The sequence below is a fragment of the Planctopirus hydrillae genome (genome assembly GCF_001707835.1).
Taxonomy (GTDB): domain Bacteria; phylum Planctomycetota; class Planctomycetia; order Planctomycetales; family Planctomycetaceae; genus Planctopirus; species Planctopirus hydrillae.
Genome location: NZ_LYDR01000159.1, coordinates 20,228 through 41,192 on the forward strand (window position 1 = coordinate 20,228; position 20,965 = coordinate 41,192).

At 55.6% G+C, this 20,965-nt stretch carries 11 protein-coding genes; 6 read left to right on the plus strand and 5 right to left on the minus strand.

All coding sequences use genetic code 11. From position 1 onward, the window contains the following. Nucleotides 1-319 precede the first annotated feature (319 nt). Nucleotides 320-1,468, minus strand: a complete 1,149-nt coding sequence (locus A6X21_RS23255) for a glycosyltransferase family 4 protein (protein WP_240490384.1) — start codon at nt 1,466-1,468, stop codon at nt 320-322. A 201-nt stretch (nt 1,469-1,669) separates the two neighbouring features. Here A6X21_RS23255 and A6X21_RS23260 point away from each other — a divergent pair, with 201 nt between their 5' ends. Both A6X21_RS23260 and A6X21_RS23265 read left to right on the plus strand, forming a co-directional pair. Continuing rightward, on the plus strand, nt 1,670-2,254 hold the full coding sequence (locus A6X21_RS23260; RefSeq protein ID WP_083233866.1) for a hypothetical protein: 585 nt from the start codon (nt 1,670-1,672) through the stop codon (nt 2,252-2,254). Further along, entirely contained in the window at nt 2,251-3,150 is a 900-nt protein-coding gene (locus A6X21_RS23265) for a hypothetical protein (RefSeq protein ID WP_068853460.1), read from the plus strand. Before A6X21_RS23260 ends, A6X21_RS23265 begins: the two co-directional genes overlap by 4 nt. 22 nt (nt 3,151-3,172) lie before the next feature. On the opposite strand, the gene A6X21_RS23270 is transcribed toward A6X21_RS23265, so the two are convergent. Further along, the gene (locus A6X21_RS23270) at nt 3,173-4,108 is read right to left on the minus strand and encodes a hypothetical protein (RefSeq protein WP_068853462.1); all 936 of its coding nucleotides are present in this window, start codon (nt 4,106-4,108) and stop codon (nt 3,173-3,175) included. A gap of 672 nt (nt 4,109-4,780) precedes the next feature. On the opposite strand from A6X21_RS23270, the gene A6X21_RS23275 reads away from it, so the two are divergent. Next, complete coding sequence (locus A6X21_RS23275) at nt 4,781-6,937, plus strand: SEC-C domain-containing protein (protein ID WP_068853464.1); 2,157 nt, start codon at nt 4,781-4,783, stop codon at nt 6,935-6,937. Nucleotides 6,938-7,331: 394 nt separating this feature from the next. On the opposite strand, the gene A6X21_RS23280 is transcribed toward A6X21_RS23275, so the two are convergent. The 3 genes from A6X21_RS23280 to A6X21_RS23290 form a co-directional block, all read right to left on the minus strand. Beyond that, nucleotides 7,332-7,793, minus strand: a complete 462-nt coding sequence (locus A6X21_RS23280) for a hypothetical protein (protein WP_131818519.1) — start codon at nt 7,791-7,793, stop codon at nt 7,332-7,334. Between the two features lie 83 nt (nt 7,794-7,876). Further along, nucleotides 7,877-10,087 (minus strand): threonine--tRNA ligase, encoded by a 2,211-nt coding sequence (thrS, locus tag A6X21_RS23285; RefSeq protein ID WP_068853528.1) that lies wholly within the window; start codon nt 10,085-10,087, stop codon nt 7,877-7,879. A gap of 374 nt (nt 10,088-10,461) precedes the next feature. Then, nucleotides 10,462-11,046 carry a hypothetical protein gene (locus tag A6X21_RS23290; RefSeq protein WP_131818520.1) on the minus strand — a complete coding sequence of 195 codons (585 nt, stop codon included), beginning with the start codon at nt 11,044-11,046 and terminating at the stop codon, nt 10,462-10,464. A 338-nt stretch (nt 11,047-11,384) separates the two neighbouring features. On the opposite strand from A6X21_RS23290, the gene A6X21_RS23295 reads away from it, so the two are divergent. The 3 genes from A6X21_RS23295 to A6X21_RS23305 all read left to right on the plus strand — a co-directional run bounded on the left by A6X21_RS23295 (nt 11,385) and on the right by A6X21_RS23305 (nt 20,891). After that, nucleotides 11,385-12,128 carry a sugar phosphate isomerase/epimerase family protein gene (locus A6X21_RS23295; protein ID WP_068853470.1) on the plus strand — a complete coding sequence of 248 codons (744 nt, stop codon included), beginning with the start codon at nt 11,385-11,387 and terminating at the stop codon, nt 12,126-12,128. Between the two features lie 216 nt (nt 12,129-12,344). Continuing rightward, entirely contained in the window at nt 12,345-15,350 is a 3,006-nt protein-coding gene (locus tag A6X21_RS23300) for a tetratricopeptide repeat protein (protein ID WP_068853472.1), read from the plus strand. A 654-nt stretch (nt 15,351-16,004) separates the two neighbouring features. Then, entirely contained in the window at nt 16,005-20,891 is a 4,887-nt protein-coding gene (locus A6X21_RS23305; protein WP_110766522.1) for an outer membrane protein assembly factor BamB family protein, read from the plus strand. The last annotated feature ends 74 nt before the right edge of the window (nt 20,892-20,965 follow it).

The window sequence follows — 20,965 nt, forward strand, 5'->3', positions numbered from 1 at the left end:
CATTTCTTGTCACTGGCCAACACTCGGCGTCCCTGCGGATACCCTTGTGAATGAGGCATATCGATTGGACAGACCCTCACCCGGCACTCCGTGCCACCCTCTCCCACGAGGACGCGGGCAAGGGTTTTTCTCCTTCTCCCGTTCCGACGGGAGAAGGCCGGGATGAGGGTGAGCTCGAACGTTGTTGGCGTTCTATCAACCAGCGACCCCATCGCGGAATGCTTGTCATCTTCGTTCTCTGACAGACGATCAGCGCTATACGCATGCCCTGCCACCACTCTTGACCCAATTTCGGAATCTCACGAGGTGGCAATGCTGGCTACCGCTTTGAGACCTGGGGCATGGCAACGGTTGTCAATCCCGCCATGCGCTCGTCGAGAACTTCACGGTAGACCTCGACTGTCGCTTCCACCATATGTTCGACATTAAACTCGGTCTCGGCTTCGAGCATCGCAGCGGCACCGATCCTGCGTGCCAATTCGGGATTGGTGAGCAGTTCAATGATTCTCTCGGCCAGACGAACACTGTCCGATGGCGGGACCAGCAACCCTGTCTGATTGTCGCGAACGACGTTGAAGACGCCTCCCACACTCGTCGCAATCACCGGTCGGCCCATCGCCATCGCTTCGAGCATAATGGTGCCAATCCCCTGCTGGAGCGAAGGGAGACAAAAGATATCCATGGCACTTAACGCATCAGAAAAATCGAGCAGATTCGGCACGAATGTCACGTGTTCATGAATGCCCAGCGTGCGGGCCAACTTGCGTAAACTGGTCTCTTCCGGCCCGGCACCCGCAATCAAGAATTCGACATCGCGATGGGTCCCCAGAACATGGGCTGCCGCAGCGAGGAAAAACGGAAACCCTTTGACAGCCTCCAGAGGGCCTGCGGTACCCACTACGGGAACTTTCCCTGATTTCAAGACCAGCGATTTGTCTTCATCACTGGCACGAGGCACACCACAGGGAATGACGACAAAGAGATCTTCGGGCAGCCCCGATCGCTCGACGAGGGCGGCTTTGACCGATTCACTCACCGTGATAATCCGCCGGCATAACGTCAGATCGGGCTGCAGAAACTCATGACTCTGCATGTAATCATGCACTGTGAGCACATAAGGTCGATTGAGCCGGCGGGCAATCCATTCACCATGCCACATCGCTGTGCGTGATTGAATATGTATCAGATCAGGGGGATGGGCCAGAAGCTTGCGGCAATAAAGCTCCAGCACAACCCACTTCCAGGCGGGGGCCTCGAGGTACGGGAGCACTTCAATACCCAACGCCTTGCGACGCGCCAGATCAACCGTCGAAGCACCAGGGCAGACAATACTCTGAACAAACCCGTATTCAGGCAATCGTTCGGCCAGCCTGAGGGTATAGACCGAACTCCCCCGAAACTGGAAGTTCGAAGAGACCATCAGCAATGAAAGGTCGTCGCGGGACATACCCACATGATACTGCGCCACCCGGGCAAATGCGCGCTGTGTTTGATTCGACGCATCTTGCAGATCATAAGTCGTTTCATTGAAAATAGTTACATTGCACGACTGCCGTCGGTTTGTGGCCCGTCAGTGCACTTCGGCTGATCTTGCCGACAAACGGCCATTTGAACTACAAGACGCTCTTCAGGTTTAACGCCTGGTGAATTCAAAGGTTCATTCCTGTGGATGAATGAACTTTTCTCGCGATACGTTCGATGGGGCAGGGACGCCTTGGAATACTCGCTCAAACCGCTCGGCAAGATCTGTGCGGCGACAGGATCTCCACTGTCTCCGGGAACTGTCTGTCGTTGCGTGCTTGTTGAGCAGAATGGACAGACCCTTCGTCTCGATTATCGACACGATGCCTGGCCCGGGCCTGCCCCGAATCAACTCGCTGTCTGGAAGACAGTTGTTCCTCCGCCACTCAATCCGGATGCTGTGCATCTCGACTCGGATCGACTGCTGGAGTTACTCGAAGAACCAATCCCTGAGTTCTCCGATGATCTGCACGAATCACAGCACGATCAGCATGAACAACCGGGTTATTCAGAAGCCGAAGCCATTCGTTATGTGGCGGCTCTGTTCCTGCTTCAAAGAAGAAAACTCAAACTCGATGACGCGGTCTCGCGCCAAGGTATCGAAACCTTGCGGCTGTTGGGCAGCCGGGGCGAAGGCCCATTTGAACTGGTCAATCTGCGTCTGAAAGATGAAGAGATCCATGCGATCATTCAGAAGCTGAAACAACGACTGGCGACGGAGGTCTCGACATGACGAACTCCTTACCAGCCGCCAATGGTTCAACAAAGGATCGGGGAGAACCTGTTTGCAGCAGACGTGTTGCGCTGGGAATGCTGGCTTTCGGCAGTTTGCAGGGGTGTAACTCGCTTCGAAACTGGCAAAAGACGGATGAGTTTGCCAAGCGATCCAACTGCCCGTTGGGGAATGCCGCCACGGCTGATGATTACGTCGCGCATCTCAACCAGAATGTGGATCGGATCGACGGCTGGCGTGCCGGTCGTGTCCATATTCGCGCCAACCATATTCCACTCACTGCAGAGATCGCAGTGCAGAAATCGCAGTTGCTGAGAATTTCCGTAACCAGCGCTCTGGGTCAGGAAGTCGATCTGGGCTCGAACGAAGAGATTTTCTGGTTCTGGGCCAAGCGAAATGATCCCCCCGATCTGATGTTTGTGCGCCATGAAGAAATGGCGGAAGTTCAACAGAATATGCCCATTCCTTTTGAGCCGGGCTGGCTGATGGAAGCGCTGGGGGTGGCGCCTTTTGATGCCAGTACGATGACACTCAATCGAGCCGGTGATGGTCGCACGGTAGCATTAACCAGTTCGCACCTTTCCCCTGCCGGAATCCCCATTCGCAAGGTCATCACGGTCGATGCCTGTCATGGCCTCGTGCTGGAGCATGGCCTCTACGATCCGAAAGGACGAGTGGTGGCTCAAGGAAGGCTCAAAAATCATTTTCGTGACCAGCACTCCGGGGCTGTTTTGCCACGCCAGATGACACTCGACTGGCCCTTGGCACAAATGAATATGGTCCTGAACTTCGACAAAATCGAAGTGAATCCGGGAACGCTCCCACAACAGGTCTGGCAGCCGCCGCAGATGCCCCAGACACGTTTGGTCAACATGGCCGAAGCGATGCGCAGCTAGTTCATTGGGGAGATGGCAAAGATCAGTTCCATTCCACGGGATGTTCCAACCTGCCAATGATGCGCTGGAGCCTCGACATCCGCTGTTGGGCTTCCTCAAGTTGCGGCTGAGCCTGAGCTTTTTCGAAATGCGAAATGGCCTTTTTCAGTCGTCTGCCAGCCCGTATGTATTCGCCATGCACTTCGCAGAGCTGGGCCACGTGCAGTTGATCGAGCCCCATCCCCAATTGATCACCCGCTTGACGATGATGCCTCCAGGCCAGTCTGAGCCGGGAAAAGGTTTCGTCGGCATCGCCATTGAGCATGGCGACGAGTGCCAGTGTTCCCCAATCCGCACCTGATTGATCGGGTAACTCGGAAAGCTCAGCACTCTCGTCGTCACATTCCAGGCTTAATGCCGCCTGTGCGAGTTGATCGGCTAAAGTGACTCGTGAGGCCATCAAGGCATCGAGTGCCAGATTGGAGAGATCGAAAGCGTCCGACGATTCACTGGAATAGATCGCCAGTTGCTGAAAGCGGCGGGCACTCGTGAAATCGCCAATCTGGCGGTAGACCCGGGCGATCATCGATGCCGCTCGCGATTGCGTCTGGCGACAACCCAATTCGTTGGCGAAATCCTGAAGTTGACAGGCATAACCCATGGCATCACGCAGGTGACCTCGCCTGAGGGAGAGAATCGTAAATAACTCCAGGCATTCGCGTGGTGCCACTTCCGCATCGCACAGACGATTTAACAGCAGTTCGGCATCATCCAGTTGACCGTGCAGAATCGACTGGGAGATGTCGTCGAGAATCCCGTGAATCCAGCTCTCGGATTCAATCGACTCACTCTCACTCTGGTCATCTCGCTGGTGGTCGTTCGGATTCTGGTATTTGGCAGAATCGTGACCCGAGCGCGCCACTTCATCATCGCCGAAAGGCGAACCTTCGGCAGGTTGATTATCCGACGGATAGAACATGTCCTTCGTCCTTCTCTTCATTAGCCCAATGAATCGAAGACGAGCAACTCAAACACAACTTGTGGCGCGTGTTGTTTTGAGGGCGTCCAATGTGATGAGACCTGAGTTCCTTCAGACAATACCAGATTTTCCTATTCTCGCAATAGATCTCTTTTTGTTTATTTTACCCAATTTTCCTAAATGTTGACTTTCCTCATCATTCCCGCATGAACAGGAGAGCACATCCGGGCATACGGAAATCGATCGTCTCTCGATGACTGATCCGATGACTGATCCGATTTCCTGCGGGATGAGGGATTGATTCAAGCCTTCTTTGCATAGGAACTTTGGGCAGATCGTGTTAAATTTGCAGGTTGTGGTGAGGCGTCATGCTTTCGACTCAAGGCTGGGTGCTGCCCTGGCCAGACTCGAAAGCATTCACTCTAAACTAAAGTCATTTCACAGTTTGCATATCCATCGGATCGCCGCCAACGATCCGTCAGGCGTGACTCACTCGGAGACGATCCCTCATGAAGATTGCCTCCAGAGAATTGGTTCTTCTTCGATAGATAAGCTGTTGGACTGAATGAGGTCTTCAATCATTCCGTCTGTCAGATCCACATTCGACAAACGATAGACTCCAGTGCCGGTGACGACCTCTGGTCATCGCGGCCGACAGGGAAGGAAACAGGAATGGCCGTCGATCTTTACCAGCCCTGCCCGTGTGGCAGTGGGAAGAAACTCAAGTTCTGCTGTGCACCGATCTCCGACGAGATGTCGCGTATCGACCGGTTGATCGCAGATGGCCAGTTACGCCCTGCATTGACGGCCCTCGAAGCTCTCGACCGCAAAGTCACTCCCGATACGTCCAGCCATGCCTGGATTGTGACCACGACATCCACTATTCATCTGCAGATGGAACGGCCAGATCTCGCTCGCGATCTGCTCAAAAAACTGCTCGAAACTCATACCGACAACGACTACGCCTTCTGCCTCTATGCGATGGCTTCGCTGGCGACAGACAGCTACGAACCGTCTCGCAAAATCATCCAGAAGGCATTCTTCCGCTGCACCCGCAAGTACCCCGCCATGTGCAGTCATCTGGCGATTGGGATTGCGACCGTCATGATGTCGCGCAATGCCTGGATGGCCACTCGCGAAGCGATGTCACTCGCACTTCGCTTTGCCGCAGAAGACGAACGTCAGGATGTCTTCCTCCGGCTGCTGCAGGTCGATAACAATCCGCAGATTCCGTGGCCACTGCGCGGAGCGCATCATCTCCCCGAGTTCGCCGGGAGCGAAGAGCACGAGAAGGAATTCAAAAAGGGCCAGAAGTTTGTGCAGATCGGCTGCTTCGAAGCGGCTGCCGATACTTTTGCAGCGCTGTCCCGCCAGCTTCCGGATTCTCCCGTAGTTGCCCATGCGGCCGCTTTGTGCCGGGCCTGGGATGGAAACGAAGCCGAAGCCGCCGCTGGCTTCCATCAGGCCGCGCGTCTTTACACCGATCGATCGAAGGCTGTCGAATGCGAGACGCTGGCTCAACTCCTGCAGATCAGTGCCAGTTCCGATGAGCCCAATCTCGTTCGTCACGAGTTTGCCGTCTCTTCAGTCTCGCGTCTGCTCACAGCGTTCGATCAGCACGATCGTCTCAACCGCGAAGAGCGCGACTTCTCGCGATTGCCAGTCGCTCCCGTCGCCGTGTACCAGATTTATGATCGCAGCTTGAAAGAGCTGGTCCTTGGTGAAGGTCTCCCTGCGCCAGATCAGCTCCCGGCATCGTTGGGTGAAGTCCATATCTTCGATGCAGCGCCGGATGGTTCAGCACAGGCATTGGCTGGGCTGGTGGCTTATGCTGGTCAGGAAATGGAAACGGCGATTGCTCTCCTCAAGGAAGCCGCTGGTGACCTTTTGAGCGATAGCAGCGAAGCCAATCAGCCAATTGCCGGAGTTCCCGAGCAGTGGATCGAACTGCAAAGGCAGCACTACTTCCCCTCCCGATTGACACCTTCGCAGAGTCGCGATCTGGAAGACCAGCTCTTCCATTGGAAGCTCAACGAAAAGTGGGCCAAAACACCTGCCGCCGGGCTGGCTGGCAAATCACCAGAAGAAGCTGCCAAAGATCCTGCAATGAACATTGCCGTCACTGCAGCGATTTTCGTTCTCGATTCGTTTGCGGCACAGGTTCGCAAATTGCTCGATCTCCGGAAGATTTTCCAACAGCTTCAAGTGGAACCACTCCCGCTGCTGGAAGTGACCCCCGAGACACCCCTGGCCAATCTTTCAGTGATCGACTTCCAGCGATTGCCCGTCTCTCAGCTCTCTGATGAGCAGCTCAAGCTGGCGTTCAATCGGGCACTGCTCATCCAGCATCCGCAGTTCCTCTATGACGTCGAAATTGAAATCACCCGCCGACCCGAACCACTCGATAAGGTCGACAAGGTCAAGCTCTATCGCTCCCTCGGTGAAATGGAACTTCTGCGGAACAACTTCCAGGGTGCACTTCACTGGATTGGCGAAGAACGCAAGCTCCCCGCTCCTCAAGGGACCACCGAGTTTTCGTTCACACTCCAGCATGATATGTACGAATTGAATCTGCGGGCCATGGCACCGGAAGTTCCCGGCTACGACGAACTGATTCAAAAATTCGTCAGCTACTACCTTCCCAAGTTGCCGCAACTCCGCGAGTTTCTTGAGTCCGTCTCAGCCATCTCGCGGAAACCACTCCCTGGCATCTCGGCTTCAGGAATTGTCACACAGACCGACACCACGACACCCGGCGGACTCTGGACTCCCGATCAGCCACAAACCACCGCCAGTTCCAGCGGCGGACTCTGGTTACCCGGAAACTGATGTTCATCGCGAGATGACATGCACACCCGCTTGGGAATGGGTGACCCGGCCGGCGGCGACCCTCTCCCACGAAGACGCGGGCGAGGGTTCTTATCTCCTTCTCCCGTTCCGACGGGAGAAGGCCGGGATGAGGGCGAACTCGAACCTTGTTGGCGTTCTATCAACCAGCGACCCCATCGCGAAATGCTTTTCATCTCTGGACACTGACAGTCAATCGGCGCCCCTGCACAAGCCTTTGTGAAACATGCATATCGTTCGGGATGACCCTCACCCTGCCCTCTCCCACGAAGACGCGGGCGAGGGTTCCAGAGGTGGGTGCTAAGTGCCATGCTTGCGGCTCGGAGCAAGCATGCTTTACAGATCTCTCAACAAGCAGTTCAGCTCGGAAATCCCATCAGAAGACGCCACTTGTTGGCGAAAAATCCTGTGAGAACTGCTTCGGATTCAGCTTCATACCCGCCTCACGATCGGCCTTTGCCCCCTGTTCATCTAGCGCCAGCAGGCGCAATTGCCAGCGGTGAAAGTAGAACTCCCATTGATCGGGAGTACTTGCAATCAATTGATCAAGAATCTGAATCGCACCTTTTGTCTCATGAGTTTCTGCCAAAGCGATCGCCTTGAGAAACAACAGTCGCTGCCGCTGATCGGCATTGATGTCCGCTGCACCGAGCGTCTCTTCAATGATTGGCAGGGCATCTTTCGCCCGACCACGATGAAGGATCGAACAGATTTCCTGATCCACCGGCAAGGTCTGGAAGTTTTCGTCATTCGACCAGGGCGAAATCCAGTCTCGCGGCTGGTAGTAGATTGTCATGGACTGCGATGGGGGAGCGGGTGCCAGCATGCGATCGATCATCGCACCGCACCCTGACCCCATCATGGCGAGGAAAAGCCAAGCGGCAATTCGCTTCCCACAATCCACAACCATCTCCTCCCCAATCAATCCGCGTAGTTCTCTCCCTCGTTGCTTGTTGCGGGAGCAGGTGCGGGTTTGGCGATACTGCGGATGCGCTTTTCACTCACTTCCTGCTGCAGTCGGGCAATCGCTTCGGCCAGAGGGACTGCACCGAGATCTCCCTCGATCCGATCACGAATCGAAACGGTACGATTCTCCTGATCCTTCCCCCCCACCACCAGCATGTACGGGATCAGCTCGATCTGCGCATCGCGGATCTTGCCGTTGATTTTCGCCCCCCGCAGATCGGTGGTCACGCGGAAGCCCGCGGCCCGGAACTCGCGTTCCACTTCGCGGGCATAGCCTTCGAACTTATCACTGATCGACAGCACCCGCACCTGCTCTGGAGCCAGCCACAACGGGAACGCACCGGCGAAGTGTTCGATCAGCATGCCGGTGAACCGCTCCATCGAACCGAACGGTGCGCGGTGAATCATCACGGGCCGGTGGGCCTGATTATCAGCACCGACATATTCCAACTGAAATCGCTCGGGCAGGTTGTAATCGAGCTGCACGGTTCCCAGTTGCCATTCGCGGCCAATGCAATCCTTGACCATGAAGTCGGCCTTGGGTCCGTAGAACGCCGCTTCCCCCTCGCGGGCAGTGAATGGCAGATTGAGTTCAGTCAGCACACTCCTCAGGCTGGCTTCGGCCCGCTGCCAGTTCTCCTCGCTCCCGACATACTTGTCGCTCTTGGGATCACGCAGCGATAACTGGACGCGGTAATCCTCCAGCCCGACACTTGCCAGCACAAACTGCACCAGTTGCAAGGTCGCGCGGAACTCTTCCTCGACTTGTTCGGGAGTACAGAAGAGGTGCGCATCGTCCTGAGTCAAACCCCGGACGCGGAGCATGCCGTTGAGCTCGCCCGATTGCTCGTGGCGATAGACAGTGCCGAACTCAGCCAGACGGACAGGCAGATCGCGGTAGCTGCGCTGCATCGACTTGTAGATCTGGGCGTGGTGCGGGCAGTTCATCGGCTTAAGGAGATACCGCTCCTGCTGCTTCTCCCAGGTGCGGAGGACTTCGATCTTCGCCTCGCTTGAACCGGCAACTGCGTATTCGGGAATCTCGACTCCCAGAATCTTCGCCGAAGCGAGGAGCGATTTTTCGTCGGCTTCGCTGATCGCACCTTCCTGAAGTTTGCGGATCCAGAAATCCACGAGTTGCCCGCCGTCATGGCCATAGAGCGGGGTGAACTGCGAATCGCGGTAGTAGGGGAAGTGGCCGCTGGTCTCATAAAGCTCGACCCGGCCGATATGCGGAGTGTAGACCGGCTGGTAGCCGCGCTTAAGCAGTTCCCCTTTGATGAATTCTTCGAGGAGTGCCCGCACAGTGGCCCCCTTAGGGAGCCACAAACAGAGTCCGGCTCCCACTTCGGGGCTGATTGAAAACAGGTTGAGCTGCTTCCCCAGCACGCGGTGATCACGCCGTTTGGCTTCGTTCACCTGTTCAAGGTGTGCATCGAGATCCTTCTGCGAGAACCAGGCAGTTCCATAGACACGCTGGAGCTGTTGACCGCTGGCATCGCCTTTCCAGTAAGCCCCCGCCACACTCAGCAGCCGGAAAGCCTTGATCCGCCCTGCGTCGGGAATATGCGGCCCTCGGCAGAGATCGACGAACTCCCCCTGTCGGTAGAAACTGACAGTCGCTTCGCTGGCGAGACCAGTCTGTATGTGTTCGCACTTGAGCTTCTGGCCCATCCCTTCGAGCATCGCCAGAGCTTCGTCGCGATTGGTAATAAATCGCTCGAACGGCTCGGCCATTTCGACAAGCTTCTGCATTTCCGCTTCAATGCGCGCGAAGTCGTCTTCACTCAGTTTATGAGGCAGGTCGAGGTCGTAGTAGTAACCATTCCCGGTGGTGGGGCCGAAGGCGAGCTGCACGCCGGGGAAGACCCGCATGATGGCCCGCGCCATGAGATGGGCACATGAGTGGCGCAGCACGCCCAGTGAGGCGGCGTCCTTCTCGGTGAGGATCTGCACGGGAACAGGTTGAACGTCTGTGGTTTCACTCACGGGCCGCTTGAGGTCAGTAACCTTCTCGCCCACACGGGCGGCAATGGCGGCTTGCGCCAATCGAGGGCTGATCGATTCCGCAATCGCCAGCGGTGTGACATCCGCCGGAAACTCTTTCACCGATCCATCGGGCAGTTGAACTTTGATAGACGAGGGAGCAGAACCTGAAGCAATCATGTTGAAATGCATCCTGACCAGTCTGACGACAGACGCTCTCCCCGGCCGACTCCGCCGGAAGGTTGCTGTCGCTCAACACCAGTCTGACTTGAAAAATACGACTCACGATCGAGTCTGGTTATTGCGAGACCTTCTTCCTGCCGGGCGAGTCGCTTTCTGGGCAGGTCGAAGACCTCATGACATCCAGCGACAGCTTACAAGAACCGGGGAAAATTGTCCGTCTCGGGAATAGAGGAATTTCCAGTGAAGAAGGTTCACACCGGCAATTATCCGGGCTAACTCGAACTGAGCCATGGGGAGAACTGGAAAAACGAAAAAACCCCATATTGCTATGGGGTTGATTACGCTTTGAGCGAAGTCGAGCCGGCTATCAACTACTTCATGAAGAAATCTGTTGGGCCGCGGTGTGTGTAATAGGGGTATTGCACCATGCCAGCGGGGACTGGCCCGGTGGGATAGCTGAGGTTTTGCGGCCAAACATGCCGGTAGGTGTGGTGACTGTGTGGGTAGCCGCAACCTTTGCCGCAGCGTTTGCAGCCATCTGGTGGGCAGGCATTGCCATACTGACAATGTGGGCAGCCATCTCCACGACCGTGGCCTAAACCCTGACCGTAGGTGGGATGGTTGGTGTAAACCTGGCCCTGATTGCCAGTGAAGTAACCTTCATTCCCGGCGTAGTAACCACCCTCAAAGCCGTAATTGTGATTACGTGCCCCGGGCACCAATGTGTAATCGTGGTGTTTGGCGTGCGCTTTCGCATGCTGGCCATATCCGGGTGCTGAACCAATCAGTGGAGCCTGCGTGCGTTCCTGATTTAGAATGGCGGCCTGATCAACAGGTGAACCATCGGCCAGAACGTAAGGAGACTGTCCACGAACTGTCTGATCAGTCACGGAACAGCCCGAAAACAAGGCTGCAATTCCAAGTGCCAGGATTCCCAGCGTTGATGTCGAGTTCATTCTCGCCATTCCCCCACCGTCAATACGATGCCCCATGCCAGAGAAGACTTCTCCAGGCTCTCAGAAGGGTTATCGACCATTTCGCAGCAAAACACGAACAATTGATGCGCCAAGTCTTTTCGGCATGATCCGCGCGGACGGAACGCCTTGCAGGGTCAGCCTGATCCGGATAAATTCACAGAGTGTCAACTGGAGGGATCCAGGACTCATTATCGACAGAAGTCTATTTCAGATATTGATTTAGCTTTCGATGGATACACCTTGCCCCTGATCGGTACCGGTTGATCCGGTCATTCGAAGACGGGTTTGATCAGGTTGGGATTGTCAGGGAGGGGCTCATGTTCGTAGCAATTTCTTCTCGATGTTTTTCGGATATTTCGTTCGCTGAAGCCTGCTCGCAGATCGCCGATCTGCATTATGACAAGCTCGAATTATGGATGGACGACGCCTCGGAACATTTAAAGTCGTCTTATGTGGCCGATAATCCCGAGCGATTCGTCAAACACTATCGGGAAGCAACCCGGCTGACTCCCGTGGCGATCAGCCTCGAGCAAGATCTTCCCCCCGGCCCATTTGAATCCATTTGCAAACTGGCCAAGATCCTCAAGATCACCCAGATCACGATTCCGGCGGGTGCTTTGGGAACACCTTTTAATGAAGAGATTGATCGCCTGCGCAGTCGCCAGGCAATTGCCAGCACCTCGGGAATTCGTCTTTCCTTGAAGATGAAGACTTCAACACTGACGGAAGATCCACGCACTGCTGTCGAACTCTGTCAGTCGGTTCAAGGATTAGGGATTACTCTCGATCCGAGTGCGGTCATCTGTGGTCCGTTTTCGAATCAATCGATTGACCCCGTCTTTCCTTACACTTATCACACGCACTTGAGGGATACTTCTCCCACACAATTGCAGATTCCCGTTGGTCTGGGGGAAGTCGATTACAACCGGATCATCAGTCAGTTGCAGCGCTGCAACTACACGCGGGCACTTTCGGTCGAGATGTATCCGGAACTTATTACCGATACCGATCGCGCACTTGAGCTCCGAAAGATGCGCATGCTGCTGGAAAGTCTGCTCTAACAGATTCTCCACGAAGGCCGTGTTCATCGCACATCCGCAGCCAGACTCAGCTTCGATCCGTTGAGCAACCGTTTTTCGGTACGCTTTCCCGTAGCATTCGCCCATCGTAACAGACAGACTGGAATCAGCGTCTTTGCGCAGCGAGCAGTGATGACTTCATGAGAAATCATGCTGCTCGCTGGCGTATTCCTGGTTCTGCTGGTCAGGTGCTGAGTGATGCGTGCTGTCCTGGATGTTCGGTTGATCTCCGCGAAGTTTTGCTTCTGCTTTCTACTGGCTCTTTTCTGTGTGGGAGGAGTCGCCAGTCGAAATCTGTGCACAGCCGATGAACCATCTCCGCCTGTCACATGGCGTGAGGCCTACGAGCATCTTCAGAAAGGTCGCTACGAAGAGGCCCAGGAAGCGTATGAGTTCCTGAAAAAGCAGTCGGCCACAAAGGATGATCTCCCCGGCGAATTCGCCAACAGCCCGCATCCTCTCACAGGACCACAGTATGCCGAGATCGCGCTCGCGCGCATTGATCTCGAAACCGGACATCGAGCCCGGGCCTGCGAGCGGCTGGAAGCACTCAAGAAGCTGCATTCCGAACATCCGCGGATTCTCGGGCTGCTGGCGTGGTATGCCTTTCTGAATGGCAAACTGGATGTCGCAGAAACAATCGCACAAGAAGCCATTCAGAGGGAAGCGGATGAACTCTGGGCACGCCGGACTCTGGCAGAGGTTTATCAGGCCACTGGTCGATTAAAGCAGGCGGACGAAGGCTGGCGGTATTTCGTCAGGTACTACAATCGCGTTCAGCCAGAAAAAGCGGAAGAGCTGTTACTCGCTGCCGAAGGTTCGCTGGCATATGCCCGCTGGCATACCGGGAAACAGATTTTTGACTTCGTGCTGAATACGCTCTGCGTTGATGCTCTCAAAGCCGATCCACTTTTCTGGCAGGCTCATGAATTGAGTGGCCGGCTCCTGCTGGAGAAATACAACAAGCCGCAGGCTCAACAGGAGTTCCAGGCAGCTCTCGCGATTAACCCGCGGGCTGTGACTGTGTTGCTGGGCAGAGCTCAAGCGGCGGCACAGGATTACGACTGGGATGCATCGAATCGACTGGCCAGAGAGGTGCTGAAACATGCACCTGGCGAACCCCTGGCATATACGCTTCTGGCAAGATCTTTGCTGTTCTCGAATCAGCCGGAAGCGGCTCTCGAACAGTTGCAACTGGCAAAAGCAATCTGTCCGACTGATCCCACAACGACAGGTCTGATTGTCGCGGCCCAGATTCAACGTGACGGAATTCGTTCATTGCCCCGCCTGCAGGTACTTCTCGAATCGATTGATCATGTGGCTGATCTTCCAGCCGCGGCAGATGCTCCCGAGGCCTACGAATCCACGTTGATTGCCGCAGCAAAGATCAACAGTGCCTGTGGTGAAGTTTTATCGACAACGGGCGAAGCTCTCGAAATGCATCGCAAGTTTGAACTGGCCGAAAAGTTTTATCGGGCGGCACTCGCTGTCATGCCTCAACTCACTGCTGCCAGAAATAACCTCGGGATGCTGACGCTGCAGATGTCGCGCGTGGATGAAGCCCGCACGATGCTCGATCAGGCATTCAAGAGCGATCCATACCACATGCGTGTCAGCAACATGCGTAAAGTCATCCGTCAGTTGGATGGCTACGCGACACTTTCGACCGATCACTTTGTAATTCGCTATGACAACGAGCAGGACAAATTGCTCGCCCGCTACATGTCGAAGTTTCTGGAAAATGAAGTCTATCCACAACTGGTGAAGCAGTTCGGATACGAACCATCCACACGAACCACCATCGAGATTTACAGCAAGGGGAATGGTCAGACGGCTCACGAATGGTTCAGTGCCCGGATGGTCGGTTTGCCGTGGGTACAGACGATTGGTGCCTCCACGGGAATGATGATTGCCCTGGCTTCGCCGAACGGGCTGAATGAGCCCTATAACTGGTCACGGGTCATTCGGCATGAATATGTGCATGTGCTGACGTTGCAGCAGACACAGTTCAATATTCCCCACTGGTATACCGAGGCTCTGGCAGTGAGGAACGAAGGTTATCCTCGTCCTGCGGAGTGGAATGACATGCTTCGCAAGCGGGTTCCGCGGCGGGATCTGCGGAATCTTTCGAACCTGAACCTCGGGTTCATCAGTGCAAAGAATGGCGATGACTGGAATTTTGCGTATTGCCAGAGCGATCTCTACGCGAACTATCTGGTCGAGCGGTTTGGTGAGCCTGCACTGGAGAAACTTTTGTTGGCCTATCGAGCCGGCAAAACGACCGAGGTGGCTCTGAAGGAACTCTTTCAGACCGACATCAAAGACTTCGAAGCGGGATACCTGGATTACCTCGACAAGATCGTGGCACAGCTTCCGGGTCGAGCTGAGGCCAGTACCGAATATTCAAAAAGTGACGTGGAGACGGCTTTAGAAAAGGAACCTCGCAATGCCGAGTGGCTGGGCCGGGCAGCGATGTTGAAAGTCAAGGATCGCCGCCGGGATGAAGCCCGCAAGCTGGCTCGCGAAGCTCTGGAGATCGATCCTCACTGTGCGACAGCCGCCATCGCCCTGGCAGAACTGGATCTTCGCGGAGAAGCCCCAGAGAAAGCCATTCAGAAGCTGGCTTCGGCTCTGGATGATTCCCAGCCAGATCATCAGCTCCTGCAGCGACTTCTCCCCTTGTTGATTCAAACCAAGCGCTGGGATGACGCCCTAAAGTACGCGTCATTGGCTGAAACGACATTTCCGAGTGACATTTCATCAACGATCGCACTCGCTGAGATTCTGCCCCATCGTATGGATCTGCCCAGGTATAAAGCGGTTCTCGAAAAGCTGTCGCTCTATGAGAATGATGAATCTGAGTACCGGCTGCAGCGAGCAGAAATTGCCTGGAACGAGAACGATTTGCCGAACACGGCCCGGTATGCCGCCAAGGTGCTGGAAATCGATGTGACGCAGCCGAAAGCCCATTGGCTGCTGGCCGAAGGGTTATCTGGCGTCAAGCCGGAGGAGGCTCTCGAAGAGTTTTCGATCGCCTGCCAACTCGATGATGAACTGGCCGAAGCGTGGGCCGGCTGGGCTGTACTGCTGCAAACCCTCGGCCAGTCAAAGGAAGCCCGCCAGAAGGCAGAAACGGCACTGGCACTCGATGCCAAAAATGCACGGGCTCTCGAAGTCCTCGAGAAGTCGCGGCGCGCCGAGTGATCGCATGAAGACGTGGGCGAGGGTTCCTATCTCCTTCTCCCGTTCCGACGGGAGAAGGCCGGGATGAGGCCGAGCTCGAACGTTGTTGGCGTTCTATCAACCAGCGACCTCAACGCGGAATGCTTTTCATTTCTGGTCACTGGCCAACACTCGGCGTCCCTGCGGCAGCCCTTGTGAATGAGGCATATCGATTGGTTAGACCCTCACCCGGCACTCCGTGCCACCCTCTCCCACGAAGACGCGGGCGAGGGTTCCAGAGGTTGCTGGCAAGATTCAGTGAGTGGCATGCGGGAGCATGCCCTACTTGAATCATGCAGATCTTCTTGGAAAACTTCGCGGCTTCGCGTGAGGACGATTTGAAATTGGATGTTTTTGCGCGAAGCAGAGAAGAGGTGGTGCATTTCGCTGGCGCTGCATGGCACCCTACGGTTGGAAGAATGAAAAAGGCCCTCACCCTGCCCTCTCCCGCGCAGACGCGGGTTTCAGAGGGGACACGAGTTGGTCGAAATAGGTCTCGCATATCGTATTCTCCCACTTCATGGTACATAACCTGCACGAAGTTGTTCTGAGGTCATTTTTTTATTGGTAATTGCCGAGCAATCGCTGTGTCGTGGAGAGAGAAGACTGTCAGAAACGTGAGGCTCAGGTACCGAAATGAGCATGTTCTCGACAATCACTGCCCGGCAATCAGGCATCAAACGCCTGGAATCTGCGTTCGTTCTGTCGGCGTTTTTCACGTCTGTGATCGTGGGCCTGGTGCTGATATTCGGAATGAGCTGCTTACCCGCAGCGGCATTTGCTCAAGAAAACCAACCCGCTGAACCGGAGCGAGAGCTCTCGAATGGTGATGTGCCGGTTCACTCGGCACCCGAAAGTTCCTTACAGGCGACACTGGCCCGGCAGCTTCGCCCGGAGATCTCACCAGCCACTACACGTCAGTTACGAGAACTGACCAATGCTCTTCGCACGGGAAATCGAGAGTTGTCGATTGTGATTGCCGACCGGGTGCTGGCCATCGATCCTCAAGCGGTCATGACAACTTCCGAAAACAGCTCGACGTTTCACGCTGTCTGGCGGCTTCGGCGAGAGTGGTACAATCAGTTGTTGCCGTATCAACAGCAGAAGTTGTTGAAAGATATTCAACTTGCGGCCGATCTGGCTTACCGCGAGTTACCCGTGGATGAATCGCGGGGAGAACGACTGCTTCAATTCAGTTTGCAGTTTGACCTGTCAGCCGCTGGGATCAAGGCCTGGGAAGAACTGGCTGCCAGGGCTCGTGACCGCGGTCAGGCTGAGCTGGCAGCTTCGATCTACTTTGAGTTGTCTCAACATCCACTATTGAAGTTCGACAATGCGGCCCGGCGAACCCAACTCGCGCGAGCCAGTGGAGTACTGAACGAACAGCCGGGTTTTGCAACTCGATCAGGGGAGCGCGAACGTCGAGGTCATGCGCTGCGACTCTTGAAAGAGCGCCTTGGCGACGAAGTCTGGCCGGCACAGAAGTCTGAGCAGAAAGCCCCCTCGCGCATCGAGACAGTTCCCGATCAGACTGTGGTCATCAGCAGGAGAATGATTGACGACAGTTCTCAGCAGCCTCATTTATGGGAACATCGAACGGCTCAGGTCCGGCATTATCTGCGATCCCGCGGGATCGCTACAGTTTCGATTTTGCAGCCCCTGATCACCGAAGATCTGGTGATCACACGCGATCCACTCAAGTTTGTGGCGAGGGATCGACAGACAGAAAAAATCGTCTGGACTGTACCGGCACCATTGATCCGAAATGAAACCTGGGAGCGTGGAGCGTTATCACTCCAGGACTGGCAAGCGATCGTGGGGCTGGAGAACTCGCAGACGATCTATGCCCAGATGACTCCGGATGACGATCGACTCTATCTGATTGACCGCATTCCTTCGCGCACAGATGGCCGCCCAGCTCATCGACTGCTCAATGCCGTGGAAAGCGCGACTGGGAAAGTCCTCTGGCGTCTGGGAAGCCAGAGCAGTGGTTCGACCTATCCCTTCAGCGAGACCATGTTTCTGGGCCCTCCACTGCTGATTGATGATCAACTCCTGTTTCTGACTGAAAAAGACCAGAATCTGGGGCTGTACGTGGTGGATCGGGAGCATGGCCGATTCGAATGGTCGCTCGGTTTAGGTCAACTGTCTCAACCACCGGCTGTCCATCCCGTTTTGCAGAGAAGCGCCGTGGCAATGGTCTGGGATGGCACGAACTGCATCGTGACCACGGGCGTGGGCGAAGTGATCTCGATTCATCTGGCTTCGCGATCGATCGACTGGCGAGCTTCGCTGCCGATTCATACACCGACCAGTCCATTTCAACGGGCCGATCTGCCGCCGGGATATTTACCGGATGAATGGTGGCGCAGTTGGCGTGAAGCCAGGCTGCTCCTCTCGAACAATGTATTGATTGGTACTTCCCCGGAATCCAATCAATTGTCGGCCTGGTCTCTGAATGGACGACAGCTCTGGTCGAAGACGGTTGCCGATGGAGTTCTCGTGGCTGGTGTGACTGAAACCGGGCGGCCGGATCAACAGTGTGTGATCGTGGTGACATCGCAGGGAATCCGGGCTTATCGGCTCCATAACGGAGAGCTGATGTGGAATCGCTCCTCGTTGCTGGCCACAAATCCGGGAACGAAGAGCTGGTCCCTTTCCGGTCGCCCTGTCCTGCTGCAGGAGACTGATCAACAGGCATGGCTTCTGGCACCGCTGACGAATGGTCAGAAACTGCTGATATCGGCCACTACGGGAGAAGTTCGTGCTGTTTTTCCTGCAGAAAGTCACGAGGAATCAGCCACAGCGCTATTCGTTAAAGATCAGGAACTGTGGTCGATCAGCCCGCAGGGATTGACTGTCGAACCTCGACCTGCCTTGGCATTCGCTGCCAAAGAAAGCAGAGCCACTCAATGGTCGCGAGCAGTGGCCCGGGGTGACTTTCAATCGGGCTGGGAGATGCTTCAGGAACTGGCCGATCAGGACTTGCCTTCCCAACTGGGGCCATTGGCTCCGAAAGAGGCCATTGAACTTTTGCAACAGAAATTGTGCTGGGGAGATTTTGCCACCAATCCACAAGAATTCAGACAGGTCAACCGCAGGTTCAGCGAACTGCTCGCGAAGGCACCTGATCAGCATCTTGCTCTGCGGATCGAGCTTGCCGGGTACTGGCTGGCATGTGATCTTCCTCAAGAGGCTCTCGCGACTTTACAGTCGATCTCACTTGTGCAACTTCGTGAGGCTGATGCTCTGGAATCTCCCGGAGCGATGACGGAAAAATCTTTCCCGGGCCAACCACCCGCTGTGAAAAATTCATGGGAGCCTGCGATTTCCGGTAGCGCGCCAGTGATTTCCGGTAGTGAACCAGTGCAGGGCATCATCGATGGTGATGGGCGACGCGGGTTCATCGATAATCGCGGGCAGAAGAGCTTTCTTTCGTCAGGTCTGCAGGTACGGCCTTCCCGCAGAGCTTTGGCAGTGGCCATGCGAGCTTATCACCAGACCACCAGAGGCCAAGAAGCCCCTGCGATTGCTGAACAATCGATCGATTGGCCCGGATGGACTCACATGTTTGCCGGCTGGTGCCAGTGCGATTCGTTCGATGCAGTGGACTTCTGGGTGGGGACCGCACTGGGAAGCTATCTGCAAACCCACCGGCTGACTTCAGATCGCTCTCTCGCTGCAGCACAAACTTTGGCGGACGTTGATCACCTGCAGCGAGAACTGGCTGCTCTGGCCATGATTGAGCGATGGCAGGTGACTCCCGCAAACTCGGCCAGGTTGGCGGAAGCAGGACTGACTTCGGTCTGGAACCAGCTTGTCGAAGACTGGAGAAAGCGAGGTCTGCTGGAGGATGCCCATGCTGCAGAGATGTTGAAGCACCGATCATTGGCACGTCTGGCGACGAAGAGTTCTCGAGAGCATGATTTGACCTTGCCCCGGAAAGCTGAGCCTGTCCTGGGTGTTCCTCAAGTGACTCGTGAAGGTTTTGTGCTCCCTTCGATTCGAGAGCGGAATGAAGAGGTCTATCAGTTTTCTATACCGGCCACCTCATGGCCTGGGCTGATCGCTGACCGTCTCGATATTTCGTTAGCCCGCCCGGGGACAGCCATTCGCTTTGCTGGAGAGCGTGTGGAGTCGCCCTGGATTTATGGTCTGAAGCAACAGGAAGAGGATGAAATTCCCCTTTTAAGACAGGCATGGACACTCCATCAGGCGACGGGAGTGGGTCGTCTGTTGATTTTGCAGGTGGGTGCCGAAGTGATGGCCATTCAACCGCTGAATGCCGCCGGTGAGCCTCAGCCTCGCAGGATATGGTCATACGAACTGGCGAGCGAGAGTCGGCATCCACTCGATCAGTGGGTACCGGCAGCACAGGCGCGTCGTCATCTGGCAGATCCGGTTTCGTTTGGTGTGGCCGATCCTTATGGGAATCTGATTGGTCAGGCAAAACTGATCACCCCGGAATTGACAGCCTGGATTCGCGGTGCAGTTCTGGAAGTGATCGATACCGCGACTGGATTACCGCGCTGGTCGCGTGCCGACATTCCTGCTCTGTCATTACTGGCAGGGGATTCTGACACCATTGTGCTGATTGATGTCGCGCGCGAATGGATTTATCGACTCGATGCACTGGATGGCACAGTGCTGGAGAAACAGGCGATGCCAGGCCGTTTTCCTGCACAGGCGACGTCGAAGAGGCGTCAATTGAGCAGCCCAACGATTGTCGGAGAAGTTCCCCGAGGCTGGTGGATCGAAGGCCGCTATCTCTTTGAAGAACAGGTGGAGGCCTCTGAACCACGAATGCCTCCACAACGAATACCTGAACAACCCATACCCGAAGAAGCCATGGGTGAGGCTTTACCCGCCGTACGCTATCAGTTGGTCTGCCACGATCTGGTGACAGGAGAGAATGTCTGGGTGCATACCGCCCCGCAGATCTGCTACGCGTTTCCACTCGATGCGTGGACGATGGGTTTGATCCACCGCACAAAACGATCAGGAGGAGGTCAACTGTTATTGCTGGATCAGCAGACAGGGGTGGCGATGGCACCTGCAATAGCCATCAGCTTGCCGGAAAAGGTGAGCCGGATTGTGGCCACTTTCGACAGGGATCGATTTTATGTCGGGGCTTCGAATGGCAGCCAGATGCGGCTGGAAGCTCCTTCGCTGCAGCTTCGCAATGGTTATCGACAACCTTATCTGGCGGGTGAGATGACGGCGATTCATCGAAATTCTGGCCAAGTCATGTGGCGGGTTGAAGTCGATCAGGAGCCCTGGCCACTGGATGTTTCGCGGGCTTACCCGGTGATTGTCCGCTGCTGGACAACTCCCGAAACCGCGGGGAGCCGCGGGGCGGTGGGACACCAGCGAATTCACTGGGCGACGACAGGCGAGATGGCAGCGGCTGATGATGCGCTGTTTCTCAATGGCTATGTGACGATCGAGGCTGGCGAAGGAGAGGAGCTGATTCTTCGTCGCGAGTTCTATTCGACGCGGATCCTGCCTCCCGGCACAAAGTGACCAGCGGCTGGCTATGGCGACTTCCGATGGCGTAAGGATTCCATCCTCACAAGATTGTGGTATCCTGCCCGGGC